Source organism: Heyndrickxia shackletonii (genome assembly GCF_001420715.1).
Lineage (GTDB): Bacteria > Bacillota > Bacilli > Bacillales > Bacillaceae_C > Margalitia > Margalitia shackletonii.
Genome location: NZ_LJJC01000004.1, coordinates 878,576 through 892,563 on the forward strand (window position 1 = coordinate 878,576; position 13,988 = coordinate 892,563).

A 13,988-nucleotide genomic window follows, 5' to 3' on the forward strand; every position below is an offset into this window, starting at 1 on the left:
AGCAATTTCATCGCTTGTTCATACTTTTCTAGTAGTTCGCCTTTAGTGGGGTTATCAGATAATATGGTTGTACCCTCATTTTCCATTAGATCAAGCATTTCATCTTTATATTCATTCATCCACCTTCTAAAGGTATCTCTTGATATTCCCGCCTTTCGGGCAATAGAAGAATGGTTACCCGTTTCTAACGCAAGCCGAACATATTTCTTTTTTACATCTTCAATTACATCAATTTTCTTTCCAGGCATGGGTCTTCACCTCCCTATGAATCATTTTGTATGTTATACATTAAGTGTAAACCTAAGGTATTATCGTGTCTAAATGATTAAGGGGGCTAAAAAGGAACGGACCGAAACTCTAAAGCAATAGCCCGAAAATTAGCATAAACAGCATGAATTAGGTATTTACTCCTAGATGAAGTGATGCCACATTTTTTTTGATAAGTTTGGGACGAAGAACTTGACCATCCGTCCCTAGCCCCATGCAAAAAGCCCCTTGCTAACTCTTAAACAGCCTTGTACCATTAAAAATAATCAGATAATTATAAGCGCGGATTTTATCTTTTGGGTAGAGATGCTAAGAGAACCCTATGATGATTAATCTGTATTACATTTTTGTAGTACATTTTAGGATTCATAGGGTTTTGTGTTTCTTTTATCCTAAATGATGCTGCTTTACAATTATTTGTGATTAAGAGAAACACGAGGACGTTTCTCCTGTTTCATAGAAACGCAAGAAACGTTCCCATGTTTCGAATAGGGGAGGATAAAGAATGGGGAAAGCAAGGTCTTACAAGTGGTTCATTTTTGTTACTTCTTTTGTTTTGACAATGGGAAATGTATTCATTTTCCATACTTCTAAATCAAATGCAACCGAGATTACCTCTGTTCCTAATTTGCTGATTACAGAGGTGGTGCCAGATACAGATAATTATGCAGGTTATGATGCGTTTGAGTATGTCGAAATCTATAATAACAGTAGTCAAGAGATAGACTTAAAAGGATACCATATACAATCCGGATCATGGAATGTAGAATTGGAAACCTCCACTAAAATTGCACCGTGGGATACGAAGCTTTTTTGGACGAGAAGGCAAGAAATTCAGCCTATTACCTTAGAAGCTTTCAATCATAATTACTTCGCATCTTACCAAAGTAAATATGTAGATGAAAGCAAATTAAAGACCTTAGATAATATTGGTGGGCTGGTTAATAGCAATACGCAGACCGTGTCTGTTTTTGATCCTAATGGTAAGGAAGTCATTCGGGCAAAGTATACGGGCAATGACGTTTTCTTGAATAAATCTATTACATTCACCTATCCACAGGATGGCAGCACACAGATGAAAATTCTTTCCGGTAATCAAAAGCCAACACCAGGCTGGATAGATCCTAATCAGGCACCACCAAGACCAAAACAAGATGAAATCGCACCCAAAGTACCAGCAAATATTAAAGCAAATGCAGGAAACGGGGAAGTATCATTAACATGGGATCAGAATCCAGAAACAGACCTCTACCGTTATAATGTGTATAAAAATGGGGCACTGGAGTTCTCGGTATCTCCATCCAAACATGATTTTACACTTTACTCTCTTATTGGGAATCGGGATGTTACGCTGCAAGTGACTGCGGTTGATACATCGGGGAATGAATCCGAAAAATCCTCACCAATAACGGTTACACCAGAGCATCAAATAATTACACAGGAAGAAAGATCTTCGAACGATCGTGATCCTAAATATCAAGGCTTGTGGGATATAAGCAAGGATGGGCCGGTCATTCCCGGATTAGTTCAGGATCTTGTTCCGCAAGGGCTGGGATACTATAAGAAAAAGAATTGGCTGCTTACCATTAATTATCTGGATGATGGCAGACCAGGGACATTATGTGTGATTGATGCAACAACGGAAAAATTGATTAAATCTGTTGAGTTATATAACGAAGATGGTACGCCATACACAGGACACGCAGGTGGAGTAGCAGTTAGTAAAGACCATGTTTGGATTTCATCTGAGAATTACTTATTTACATTAAATATAAGTGATTTAGTGTCAGCTCAAAATAACGATGAACTGCAGTTTACTAATCAAATTCCGGTTCCAGTAGAAGCTGCTTACGATGTATATGATGATGATAATGGAATTCTGTGGGTCGGTGAATTTTACGAACCAAACAGTTATCCAACTGATCCATCCCACCATTTGGTGAATCGAGCTGGGGAAATGCAATATGCGTGGATGGTAGGGTATAAGCTGAAGAGCAATTTAGACATGCTTTCCAGTGATCAATGGAATAAAGAGTCTGGTATGCCGGCAACTCCTGATTATGTTTTATCCACGATTGGGAAGGTTCAAGGGGCAATTGTTCAGAAGAAGGGAATATCTTTAGTTACTTCTTATGGAAGAGCTAATGATAGCGTACTTTATCGTTATGAAGCTCCGCTAAAAGAAGAGCCCCATACGCATGTGAAAATAGGTGAAAAAGAAGTTCCACTCTGGTTCCTTGATGGACAGACAACTAAGCCAAGGGAAAGTATAGTGTCTATCCCAATGAATGAAGGTGCAGTTCTGGTCAAAAGCGACCTCTATGTCTCATTCGAATCCGGAGCCAACAAATATCGTTACACCGGCACATATCCAAGAGATCGCATGCTAAAGATAGATATGAAAACTTTAATGAAAGATGATAGAGATATGGAAAAAGAAGAAAGGAAATGAGTAGACAGCTCCCAAACTCTGTCTCACAAAAATAGTTGACAGACTAATTTAAATATTATATAAATAATTTATCAAACTATAATTTTGAGTAATTTTATGGCCGGAGATGAAGAGATGCCATAGTCAGGAAAAACATGTTTCATGTGTTTTTTTGACTATGGCTTTTGTTGTTTCTTCATGCTATTTGATTACTCATAAGTGGGGAAGGGGAAATCTTACTATCATGTGATCTCTCTTTATGAATCGAACATTAATAAACCTTTAACAATCTATTAATACCACATTAACACCTTAGTATTATCTTATTCTTGTACTATAAATGAAAATTCAGGGGGGATTTTGATGAGTTTTGAGCATTTGGATTCACCGCAGTTAAAGCGCTTTCAGCGAAAGATAACGTTATTATCTGCTGCGGGTACTTTTCTGGATGGCTTTGATTTAACGGTTATTGCTGTTGCGATGCCCTTAATTTTGAATCAGTGGGATATCGGGCCAGGACTGCAAGGGTTGATTACATCATCTGCCGTTATCGGTTCTTTGATTGGAGCGTTATGGCTTGGAAATTTGACGGATAAGTTTGGCCGCAAAGCGATGTATGTCATTGATTTATTAGCCTTTGTTGTGTTTGCAGCCCTTACCGCTTTTGCTCAAGCACCATGGCAGCTTATACTATTCCGTTTCTTACTGGGAATCGGAATTGGAGCAGATTATCCGATTTCAGCAACCCTCGTTTCCGAATTTAGTTCAACGAAAAGCCGTGGTAAGCATAGTACCTCTTTAGGAGCAATGTGGTTTGTAGGGGCCGTTGTTGCTTATATTTTCGGAATTATATTGGAACCGCTTGGACCAAGCGCGTGGAGATATATGTTATTAGTAGGAGCTGTATTTGCACTTATTGTTTTCTATTTTAGGGTAACACTTCCTGAATCTCCGAGGTGGCTTGCCTCTAGAGGCCGTGAGAAGGAAGCGGAAGAAATTATGTTTAAAATTACTGGTAAAAAGGTTGTTATCAAACCAAATACGGATAAAAAGCAAAAAATAGGGGATCTCTTTTCCAAAACTTTATTCCGTCGTACATTCTTCGTTTGCGGGTTTTGGTTCTGTTACGCGGTTGCATATTACGGTATCTCCATGTATTCACCAACTATTCTAAAACCATTTACTCATGGGTCACAAATGATGGCGTATATCGGCTCCGGTACAGTTAGTGTGCTGGGACTATTGGGAGCCATTATCGGTATGAATATTGTAGAGAAAATCGGAAGAAGACCGCTTATTATTACTTCTTTTACAGGATTATCGATCGCCCTAATTATTTTAGCGCTTAACCCTAGCCCGACGATGGCATTTCTAGTTATTTTATTCAGTCTTGCTGTTTTATTCGCGAATATGGGTGGAGGAATACTGAACTTTGTGTATCCAACAGAGTTATTCCCTACAGGTATTCGCGCAAGTGCATCCGGTTTGGCAACTGGTGTAAGCAGGATTGGTTCTATTTTAGGTATATTAGTATTTCCGCAGCTTGTAGCAGCTTGGGGAAATAGCAAAGCATTATGGCTCTTTGCCGTTGCTGGGTTAGCAGGCTTGATTATCTCAGCCATTTTAGCACCTGAAACGAAAGGTAAAAATTTAGAGGAACTAAATCAAGATGTAACATCAGCACTGAACAACAAGGCAAACATAGGAGGCAATCATGGAAAAATGGCTTAGTCTTTGGTCGATAGGTCAAGAAGGTACATTAAGTGATTTTCAGGCTATTAAAAATGCCGGTTTTGATGGCATTGAAATATGGGCAGAGCAATATCGATCGAAGGAATATTTAGATTATGCAAAACAAATGGAATTAAAAATTGGAATCCATCTTCCGTTTCATGATTTAAATTTGGCAACTCCCGATTCTGTTGTATATGAAAGAACGTTGAATGTTTTCACAGAATGGTTAGAAACACTAGCTGAATATGGGGGACAGCATGCAACCTTCCATGGCGGATATGCCTGGTCCTCAGAGGAACGGGATGAAACGCTAGTTCGTGTAAAAAAACGATTGCTGCAGCTGGATGAAAAGGCAAAGCAGTATGGAATAGACTTATTATTGGAAAACCTCATCCCGGACAAATTAAACTACTGTCACCACATTGCATCGAATGTAGAGGAATGGTTGGATTTAATCCAATTCGCCAACATAAAAGCCTGCTTGGATATCGGACACTTGGCAGTTATGGGGAATGATATGGAAGAGACGATTGGGAAACTGGGCAGTTCTTTAGGTGCTGTTCATTTATCAGACAATGACGGGAAGGCGGATCTCCATCAGCTTCCAGGTGAAGGAAATAATCTTTCTAAAGGTTTACACGATTATTTAAAAAATATTGATTTTTCAGGGCCAGTCGTTTATGAAATTAATCCTTATAAATATTCTTTACAGGATATCTTAAACCACATTGCAAAGGTAAATGTATAAAAAAGAATAGCGATAGGAAAGAGACTTAAGAGAAATCCTCAAGCTTTTTACAGGCCTAACTTTTTAGGCCTAATTAAGCTCGAGGATTTTATTTTTTATTGGAGGTATTAGAGTGACAAAAGGCTTTATCTTTGATTTAGATGGAACGGTGTACTTGGATAATCATATCATTGAAGGGAGTATCGAGACGATTCGGTATTTACGTGAGAACGGACATAAGGTCGTTTTTTTTACCAACAAGTCCATCTCGACACGCCAGGATTATGTAAAAAAATTAAATGACCTTGGAATTGAGGCAACAATCGATGATATAGTAAATTCCAATTTTATTACAGCAAAGTATTTAAAGCAGCATATGATTAGCTCTGATGCTGCATATGTGATTGGGGAAAAGGCATTATTGGAGGAATTAAAAGAGGAAGGCATCCGAATTACCATGGATTCAAATGAGGCAACTTATATTGTCCTTGGTTGGGACCGTGCATTTACCTATGAAAAATTGAATAATGCATATCAAGCATGGGTAAAGAATAATGCGGTTATAGTGGCAACTAATCCTGACCGTACATGTCCTGTTGCAGGTGGCCAGCTTCCTGATTGCGCCTCCATGATTGGTGCATTAGAAGGGGCAACAGGAGTAGCCATTGATCTTATCATGGGGAAGCCTTCTAAACTTGCGGCGGAAATGGTAGTCAATGAGATTTTACAATTAAACCCAGAACAATGCTTTATGATAGGGGACCGTTTAGAAACGGATATTCGAATGGGTAAGGAAAATGGATTAAATACTATTTTGGTTTTAACAGGGATTACCACAATTGATATGGTGAAAGCTTCAGCAATGAAACCGACTTATATCCTAGAGAGCATAAAGGATATTCCGCATTTACAAGAAATTGTATCAAGTCCTATTTAATGATAAAGGGGGATGGAGATGCAGGTAGTTTTGGAACACTTTGATTTAGAAATGCTTATCAAGCTTCTGATATCTGCTATTCTTGGTCTGGCCATTGGCCTTGAACGGGAATTGAAAAGAAAACCATTAGGGTTAAAAACAAGTTTAGTTATATCCATCGTTAGTTGTTTATTAACGATTGTCTCCATTCAAGCTGCTTACTCCTTTCCTTCATCTGATGTGATGAAGATTCAAATGGATCCCCTTCGATTGGCCGCACAAATTGTTTCCGGAATCGGATTTTTGGGAGCAGGAGTGATCCTTAGGAAAGAGGACGATACCATTTCTGGCCTTACAACTGCCGCAATGGTTTGGGGAGCTGCTGGTATCGGCATTGCAACAGGTGCCGGATTTTATATTGAAGCGATTGCCGGCGTCGTTTTATTAATGATCAGTGTGGAATTAATTCCTAGTCTCATTAAATTAATCGGTTTTAAAAAGCTTCATTCTAAGGAAATTTTGTTAAAACTCATCTTAAAGAATCGGGAAGATATTAAAGACGTTATTAAAGCATTACAGGAAAAAGAGATGACGATGGATCATGTCCATATTAAAGAATTGGAAGACCAAACTTATTTGCTAGAATTAAAGGTTAGAGTAAGCTATCGTAAAAGCACTTCCGCTATTTATGACGGAGTATCTCAAATTAATAAGATTTATCGAACGGAAATTAGCGGATAAAAAAACGAACCATCTCCTTATGCAAGATGGTTCGCTTTTTCTAAATATCCAAATTCCATAGAGCAGGGTCCCCAGAAGAAATCGCTAGAGCTCCTGCTTCTAATCCTTGTAAAATTTCCTCTTTTGAGCTAATTAATCCACCGGCAATGATTGGCAGATTTATTCGTGTAGTAAGCTGGTCAATGATGCTTGGCATTAATCCCGGCAACACTTCAATCGCATCGGGATTGCATGTTTTGCACATATCAATCCCTTTTTGTATCGCAGTTTTATCAATTAAAAATATACGCTGAATCGTCATCAGCTTTTCCTCTTTTGCGTATTTAATTAAGGAATTTTTCGTTGTAATGATCCCGGTCGGTTTCCAGCATTGCGCTATATATTTGATGGCACTCTTTGTATTGGAAAGGCCTTCTATAAAATCAATATGAATAAATATCTGCTTTTTTGCCTTCTTTAATCTGTTCAGATGGTCTGTCATATTTAGCAGATTACCTGTTAAAAGAAATACAATATTAGAATTGCTTGTAATCGCCTTATCGATATCCTCTTCATTTTTAATAGAGGCGATTACTTGTGACTGAACTAGATCGACTATATTCATCAGATGCATCTCCTTGTCAGTTCGGGTATATATTCCTGTTTCGACAATCGAAATGAAATTTCCTCCTTCCATCGTTAAATTTGTGGGACAGGGGACCGGACCCTTTGTCCCACAGATTTACTAAACCGACCTTCACTTGCGAGCAATGGTCCGAAACGTGTAATGAACGGACTGAAACCCTTAAGAAACAGCCCGAAACTCAAAAGCAATGGCCCGAAAATGGGCATAAACCGCCCTAATTAGGTATTTAGTCCTAGGTGTGTACTGCCCCAAATCTCACCGATCCAATCTTATTTTTTCAAAAAAGTTGGAATCAGGGGATCTGAGCTTCAATCTTGCGGAGATACCGCATAGTGCAATTCCTGCTCCAATTCCTTTTTCATAAGTTCCGCTTCTTCAACGGTCCAATTCATCCGTTCTTGCATTACTTCCACCACCTGATTCTTCCATTCGTGTACCCAATGGATGTCGAAGTAAAGGCTGCCGGTTCTTCTGATAAAAAAGTCAACTGGTTTCACAACCATTTCGTGTTCGATGCTATAGATTAATTGGGCATAGACAAAAGGAGGCAAGCGGCCGTCCGTTTCCATTGCATATTGAAATAAGTGATCAACATTCGCTCCATATTTCTTTGCCAACTTGTTCCCTTCCACTTCAGTTAAACCATATTGCAGGGCTTCTTTGGATTTTTTATTAACAAAATCCTCATAATGACCGATGTTTCCTCCTGAAATAGGATAATGAATGGTTTGACAAGGCTTAAAGGTCATTTCATCTGTTGCAGCCAATCGATTGGCAATGAGATCAACGACATTTTCTGCCATTTTTCGATATCCTGTTAATTTACCGCCAGCAATCGTAATCAGACCGCTTTCGGATTCCCATATTTCATCCTTTCTCGAAATTTCGGAAGGATCCTTGCCTTCTTCATAAATAAGCGGCCTAACACCTGCCCAGCTCGATTCCACATCGTCTTCGGAAATAGCAACATTCGGGAACATATAGTGAATGGCATTAACTAGGTATTCCCGATCAGCTGCAGTCATCCTTGGATGCTGAATATCCTGATCATAGAAGGTGTCAGTAGTGCCGACATATGTCTTTCCGTCTCGTGGGATAGCGAATACCATCCGTTTATCAGGAGTATCAAAATAGACAGATTGTTTTAAAGGAAAGATACTTTGGTCAATGACAATATGAACACCTTTTGTTAAGCGAAGCTGCTTGTTATTTTTAGAAAAATCCTTTCCGCGGATATCATCCACCCATGGGCCGGCAGCATTGACGATTTTCTTTCCCTGAATGGTGTAGCACTGGTCGGAAAGTGTATCTTTCACCATTAATCCGTTTACCTTTCTAGCAGAATCATATAAAAATGTTTCCGCCTTTGTGTAATTAATGATGTCAGCTCCTGCTTCTCCTGCTGCTTTTAACACTTCAATGGTTAAGCGAGCATCATCGGTGCGATATTCCACGTAATAACCGCCTCCTTTTAATCCATCTTGTTTAATTAAAGGTTCTTTCTCAAGTGTATCTGAAGCACTTAGCATCGTGCGCCTTTCTTCTTTTTTTACTCTTGCTAAAAAATCATAAACACGCAGACCAATGGAGGTAGTGAAACGTCCAAAAGTCCCGCCCTCATGAATGGGGAGCAGCATCCATTCTGGTGTGGTAACATGTGGACCATTTCGATAAACGATTTCCCTTTCTCTGCCAACTTCTGCCACGACATTAATTTCGAATTGCTTTAAATAACGGAGTCCTCCGTGTACTAATTTAGTGGATCTACTTGAGGTGCCGCCCGCAAAATCCTGCATCTCCACAAGAGCAACCTTCAGCCCACGTGTAACTGCATCCAAAGCAATTCCTGCACCAGTAATGCCTCCACCGATAATCAATACATCATATTGTTTTTGTGACATCGCCTCTAAAATGTTTGCTCTTGTACTTCCTGAAAATTGTACGCTCATGCAGATTCCTCTCCTTAATTCTCCATCTTTATATACTTATGTGTGGAAGGAAAAAATAAAAAGAGACCAATACAAATATTTTGGAGTAAACTCCAGAACATTGTATGGTCTCTCTTAATCTCTAACCATAGTACGAATATTTATCTTATTTTAACATAAAAAAGAGAGGTTTAGCTAGATGATGATTTAAAATTTGTGTATGTCGAAAAAACAACCCTCTCAACCGATTATTTTGTCTATTCCTTTTAATTTAAATTATCAGAAAAATATATTGACAACCTTATAATGTGGTCGTAAGATAGAATTTAATATAACGATATATAATGTTATATTAAATTGCATAACGTTATTTCAGAAGGGAGGTTCTCTTTGTAATAGACCTTTCTACATAAAAAATAAGGAGGATGTTTTATGACGACGGAAATTAACGTAGGTGTAAAATCGCAAATAAAAGCAGCATTGGCAGAGGTTAATAAAAGAGATATTAAAAATGTTTTCTTTGTAGCATGTGGTGGATCTTCAGCACTCATGTATCCAAGTAAATATGTGATGGATCGTGAAGCAAAAGGGGTAGATTCATATCTTTATAGTTCCAATGAATTTATCTACCGTAATCCTGTTAAACTCGGCAAAAACTCTCTTGTTATTCTTTGCTCTCATTCTGGTACAACTCCTGAAACAGTAGAGTCAGCAAAATTTGCCCGTTCCAAAGGAGCTCTGGCAATTTCATTAACAAATGAGCCAGAATCTCCATTAGCGAAGGAATCTGATGTTTATTTGAAGTATGAATGGGGCAAAGAGGCAGATGCTTTTGCTACTAATTATTCTGTTATGTACCAGCTTGTCTTTGGTGTTTTGAACTTGCTAGAAGGTAACGAAAAATATGAGCTAATAGAGAAAAATCTTGAAAAGCTGCAAGCTACTTACCATAAAGCTGCAGAGCAAACAGCAGCTGCTGCAACCCAATTTGCAGAAAAGCATAAAGATGAAAAAATTATTTATACAATGGCAAGCGGGGCAAATTATGGTGTTGCGTATTCCTTTGCTATCTGTATTTTAATGGAAATGCAATGGATTCATTCCCATGCTATTCATGCTGGTGAATATTTCCACGGACCATTTGAAATTTTGGATAAAGAAACTCCATTTATCATCTTGCTCGGTCTCGATGAAACACGTCATCTTGAAGAGCGAGCTTTATCTTTCTCCAAGAAATATGGAGAAAAATTAACGGTACTTGATGCAAAAGAATATGATCTATCGGATATTGATGATGAGGTAAAAGGATATATTGCACCGTTAGTACTTAATTATGTATTGCGCCAGTATGCCGATAAGTTGGCTGAAATTCGGAATCATCCTTTATCCTTACGTCGCTATATGTGGAAAGTAGAATATTAATCTTTCATTTTTTCGGAAAAGTGGGAGACCACTTTTCCGCTAGTCTTTAATAGGTGAAATAGGGGGAGAAAGAATGAAGAAAATATTTACTGTCTTTACTGTATTTGTTTTATGTATCTCCGTATTAGTTGGATGTTCTTCTTCCACATCATCTTCAAAGGATGGGAAGGTAATCCAGCTCAATTTCTTTCATCGCTGGCCAACACAGCCCAAAAAGGCTTTCTTTGAGAAAGCTGTTAAAGAATTTGAAAAGCAGCATCCTAATATTAAGATCAAGACGGAAGCTGTGTTGAATGATTCCTATAAAGAAAAGATTCGTGTTGTATTAGGATCTAGCAATCCTCCTGACATTTTCTTCTCCTGGAGCGGTGAATTTGCCTATAATTTTGCCCGAGCGGGAAAAGCCTTAGATTTAACGGATATGATTAAAGAAGATACAGGATGGTCTGACCAAATTATCCAATCTCAATTTATCCCCTTCACCTTAGACGGCAAAACCTATGGAGTTCCATGGTCAATGGATGGAAAATCATTCTTCTATAATAAAAAGATATTTAAACAATTAAACTTGGAAGAACCAAAGACTTGGACCGAATTTATGGACGACCTCCAAAAAATAAAAGACGCGAATATTACACCAATTGCATTTGGAAGTAAGGCACCTTGGACCATTTCGCATTATATTGGAACTTTAAATCAACGCCTCGTACCGCAAGAGATTATTAAGGTTGATTATGATCCGAAGAACCCTGAAGGTGATTTCTCGAATCCTGGTTATGTAGAGGCACTTAAGAAATTCAAAGAATTAGAGCCATATTTTAATAAAGGGGTAAATGCGGTAGACCATGAGTATGCTAGACAGCTTTTTAAAAGTGGAAAAGCAGCTATATGCTACATGCAATATGCCGAAATCGGCATGGTGGAACCAGCGCTTAAGGATGATTTAGGAGTATTTAAATTGCCGGAAATTGAAGGCGGCAAAGGAGATCCCAATGTTATTACCGGTGCCCCAGAGGGAATTATGATTTCCTCTAAAACAAAATATCCTAAAGAAGCAATGGAATTTATAAAATTTTTAACCTCTAAAGAAAAAGGAATCCAACAAGTGAAAGAAGTGAATGAATATAGCGCTACAAAAGGTACTCTTACTGATCAAAATTCATCACCGCTTCAGCAGAAAGCAGTTGACCAAATTGTGAATGCGGATCGAACAGCGCTCTGGTTGGATACTGATTTGGATATAAAGATTGTGGATGCTTATTTAAAAGGAGCACAGCTTATGTTAGACGGTAAAAAAACACCAGAAGAGGTAATGAAGGACGTTCAAAAAGCCGCTAAAGAGGTAAAACAATCGGCAGCAAAATAATAATATGAATAGGTGGATGCCTGAGTCCACCTTTTTTCAAAATCGAGGTGAAGGGAAATGCTTAATTTAAAGAGGAAAATAACCCCGTATCTTTATTTAGCACCCTGCTTACTTTTCCTATTAGTTTTTGTTTATTATCCTATTGTGGAAAATTTACGCTATAGCTTCTTTGACTTTTCAGCATTTTCACCGAGTAAAACATTTGTTGGGTTGCAAAATTTCATCGATCTGTTTCATGATAAGGTGTTTTATATAGCATTAAAAAATAATGTACTTTATGCTGTTATTTCAGTTGTATGCCAAGTGTTTGGCGGACTTATACTAGCAGCGATACTGGAGGCACCAATAACAAGATTATTATCAGGCTTTTTTCGCACCGTGTTTTTTCTGCCAGTTGTTATCTCTATTACTGTTATTGCATTGCTTTTTACCTTTATATACGATCCGCAAATTGGAATAGTAAACAAATTTTTAAGTTTAATAGGGTTAGAGGATTGGACGCGGGCATGGTTAGGTGAATCGGAAACAGCTATTTATGCTGTCATTGCCGTTTCGCAGTGGCAAAGTATTGGCTATATTATGATGCTTTTTATCGTTGCTATTCAAGGGATACCAAAAGAATTATATGAAGCTGCCGATATCGATGGTGCGGGAGGAATCAGGAAGTTCTTTAGTATCACCGTCCCACAAGTCAAAGAAATGTTCTTTGTTACTACCTTGATAACTTTAACTGGTGCATTCACAGTATTTAATGAGCCCTATATTTTAACAGGTGGAGGACCTGGAAATTCAAGCGATGTTTTGGGAACGCTGCTATATCATTCCGCCTTTTTTGAGGACAAGATGGGGTATGCATCCACGATTGCGACGGTTATTTTAATCCTGACATTAATGATATCTATTATCCAAATGAAATTATTCAGGACTGGAAAGGATGGTTAAAATGGAGGCTAATGAACAAGTTGTAAAGCATCAAACAATATCGTTAAACCGACGCTATAAAAACAATCGAAAAACCATTCTGCAAGCCTCGCCAGTTTATATTATATTAATGATATATTTTATTATTATTGCCTATCCTCTTTTTTGGATGGTGATTAATTCCTTTAAATCTACGGATGAGATTTTTGGGAATAGTTGGGCTTTACCGGATAAATGGCTGTTTTCCAACTATGTAGAAGCATGGAATACTGGAATATCTAGTTATTTTATAAACAGTGTGATCGTTACCGTTTCTACTTGTTTATTAACAGTATCTATCAGTGCATTAGGTGCCTATGGATTATCCCGATTTGCATTTAAGGGCAAGCATTTACTATTAATCTTTTGCATTGGTGGAATGATGCTCTCTCCACAGGTTAGCCTTATTCCTCTATATAAATTAATTCAAGCACTAGGAATTCATGATACATATTTTGCGATGATTTTACCCTATGTGGCTTATCGAATTCCTATTACCGTCTTATTAATAAGATCTGCTTTCCTTGAAGTTCCAAGAGATTTGGAGGAATCGGCTCTATTAGACGGATGTGGTACATGGAAAATTTTTACGAAAATATTCGTTCCTTTAAATTTTCCTATTATGGTTACAGCAACTATTCTGACAGCATACTTTACCTGGAATGAGTTTTTGTTTGCCTTAATCTTTGTTGATTCGGAATCTTTGAAAACGATTCCAGCTGGACTAATGCAATTTCGAGATGCATTGCAAACGAACTGGGGTGTACTATTAGCAGGATTAATGATATCAGCGATTCCAATTATTATATTGTTCCTGTGCATGCAAAAGTTCTTTGTGCGCGGACTTACATCTGGTAGTGTAAAAGGCTAA

At 38.1% G+C, this 13,988-nt stretch carries 12 protein-coding genes; 9 read left to right on the top strand and 3 right to left on the bottom strand.

Translation table 11 applies throughout. The annotated features are described in order from the left end of the window. A partial coding sequence (locus AN964_RS26630) for a helix-turn-helix domain-containing protein (RefSeq protein ID WP_055738530.1) occupies window positions 1-248 on the bottom strand: 248 nt, incomplete at its 3' end. A gap of 524 nt (window positions 249-772) precedes the next feature. Between AN964_RS26630 and AN964_RS04345 the strand changes: the two genes are divergently transcribed. From AN964_RS04345 to AN964_RS04365, 5 genes are all read left to right on the top strand, one after another. Continuing rightward, the gene (locus AN964_RS04345) at window positions 773-2,719 is read left to right on the top strand and encodes a lamin tail domain-containing protein (RefSeq protein WP_055738531.1); all 1,947 of its coding nucleotides are present in this window, start codon (window positions 773-775) and stop codon (window positions 2,717-2,719) included. Between the two features lie 342 nt (window positions 2,720-3,061). Then, the gene (locus AN964_RS04350) at window positions 3,062-4,429 is read left to right on the top strand and encodes an MFS transporter (RefSeq protein WP_055738532.1); all 1,368 of its coding nucleotides are present in this window, start codon (window positions 3,062-3,064) and stop codon (window positions 4,427-4,429) included. Continuing rightward, window positions 4,413-5,180 (top strand): sugar phosphate isomerase/epimerase family protein, encoded by a 768-nt coding sequence (locus tag AN964_RS04355; protein ID WP_055738533.1) that lies wholly within the window; start codon window positions 4,413-4,415, stop codon window positions 5,178-5,180. Before AN964_RS04350 ends, AN964_RS04355 begins: the two co-directional genes overlap by 17 nt. 112 nt (window positions 5,181-5,292) lie before the next feature. Then, on the top strand, window positions 5,293-6,096 hold the full coding sequence (locus tag AN964_RS04360) for an HAD-IIA family hydrolase (protein WP_055738534.1): 804 nt from the start codon (window positions 5,293-5,295) through the stop codon (window positions 6,094-6,096). Window positions 6,097-6,126: 30 nt separating this feature from the next. Continuing rightward, on the top strand, window positions 6,127-6,816 hold the full coding sequence (locus AN964_RS04365) for an MgtC/SapB family protein (RefSeq protein WP_152982412.1): 690 nt from the start codon (window positions 6,127-6,129) through the stop codon (window positions 6,814-6,816). A gap of 40 nt (window positions 6,817-6,856) precedes the next feature. On the opposite strand, the gene AN964_RS04370 is transcribed toward AN964_RS04365, so the two are convergent. Together AN964_RS04370 and AN964_RS04375 are read right to left on the bottom strand one after the other, a co-directional pair. Then, window positions 6,857-7,420 (bottom strand): glycerol-3-phosphate responsive antiterminator, encoded by a 564-nt coding sequence (locus AN964_RS04370; protein WP_055738536.1) that lies wholly within the window; start codon window positions 7,418-7,420, stop codon window positions 6,857-6,859. A 329-nt stretch (window positions 7,421-7,749) separates the two neighbouring features. Beyond that, a complete protein-coding gene (locus tag AN964_RS04375) occupies window positions 7,750-9,390 on the bottom strand; it encodes a glycerol-3-phosphate dehydrogenase/oxidase (protein ID WP_055738537.1) in 1,641 nt (546 codons plus the stop codon). Between the two features lie 411 nt (window positions 9,391-9,801). Here AN964_RS04375 and AN964_RS04380 point away from each other — a divergent pair, with 411 nt between their 5' ends. The 4 genes from AN964_RS04380 (at window position 9,802) to AN964_RS04395 (ending at window position 13,988) form a co-directional block, all read left to right on the top strand. Beyond that, complete coding sequence (locus AN964_RS04380) at window positions 9,802-10,791, top strand: SIS domain-containing protein (protein ID WP_055738538.1); 990 nt, start codon at window positions 9,802-9,804, stop codon at window positions 10,789-10,791. Window positions 10,792-10,864: 73 nt separating this feature from the next. Continuing rightward, the gene (locus tag AN964_RS04385; protein ID WP_055738539.1) at window positions 10,865-12,157 is read left to right on the top strand and encodes an ABC transporter substrate-binding protein; all 1,293 of its coding nucleotides are present in this window, start codon (window positions 10,865-10,867) and stop codon (window positions 12,155-12,157) included. Between the two features lie 57 nt (window positions 12,158-12,214). Next, the gene (locus tag AN964_RS04390) at window positions 12,215-13,099 is read left to right on the top strand and encodes a carbohydrate ABC transporter permease (protein WP_055738540.1); all 885 of its coding nucleotides are present in this window, start codon (window positions 12,215-12,217) and stop codon (window positions 13,097-13,099) included. Window position 13,100: 1 nt separating this feature from the next. Then, on the top strand, window positions 13,101-13,988 hold the full coding sequence (locus tag AN964_RS04395; protein WP_152982350.1) for a carbohydrate ABC transporter permease: 888 nt from the start codon (window positions 13,101-13,103) through the stop codon (window positions 13,986-13,988).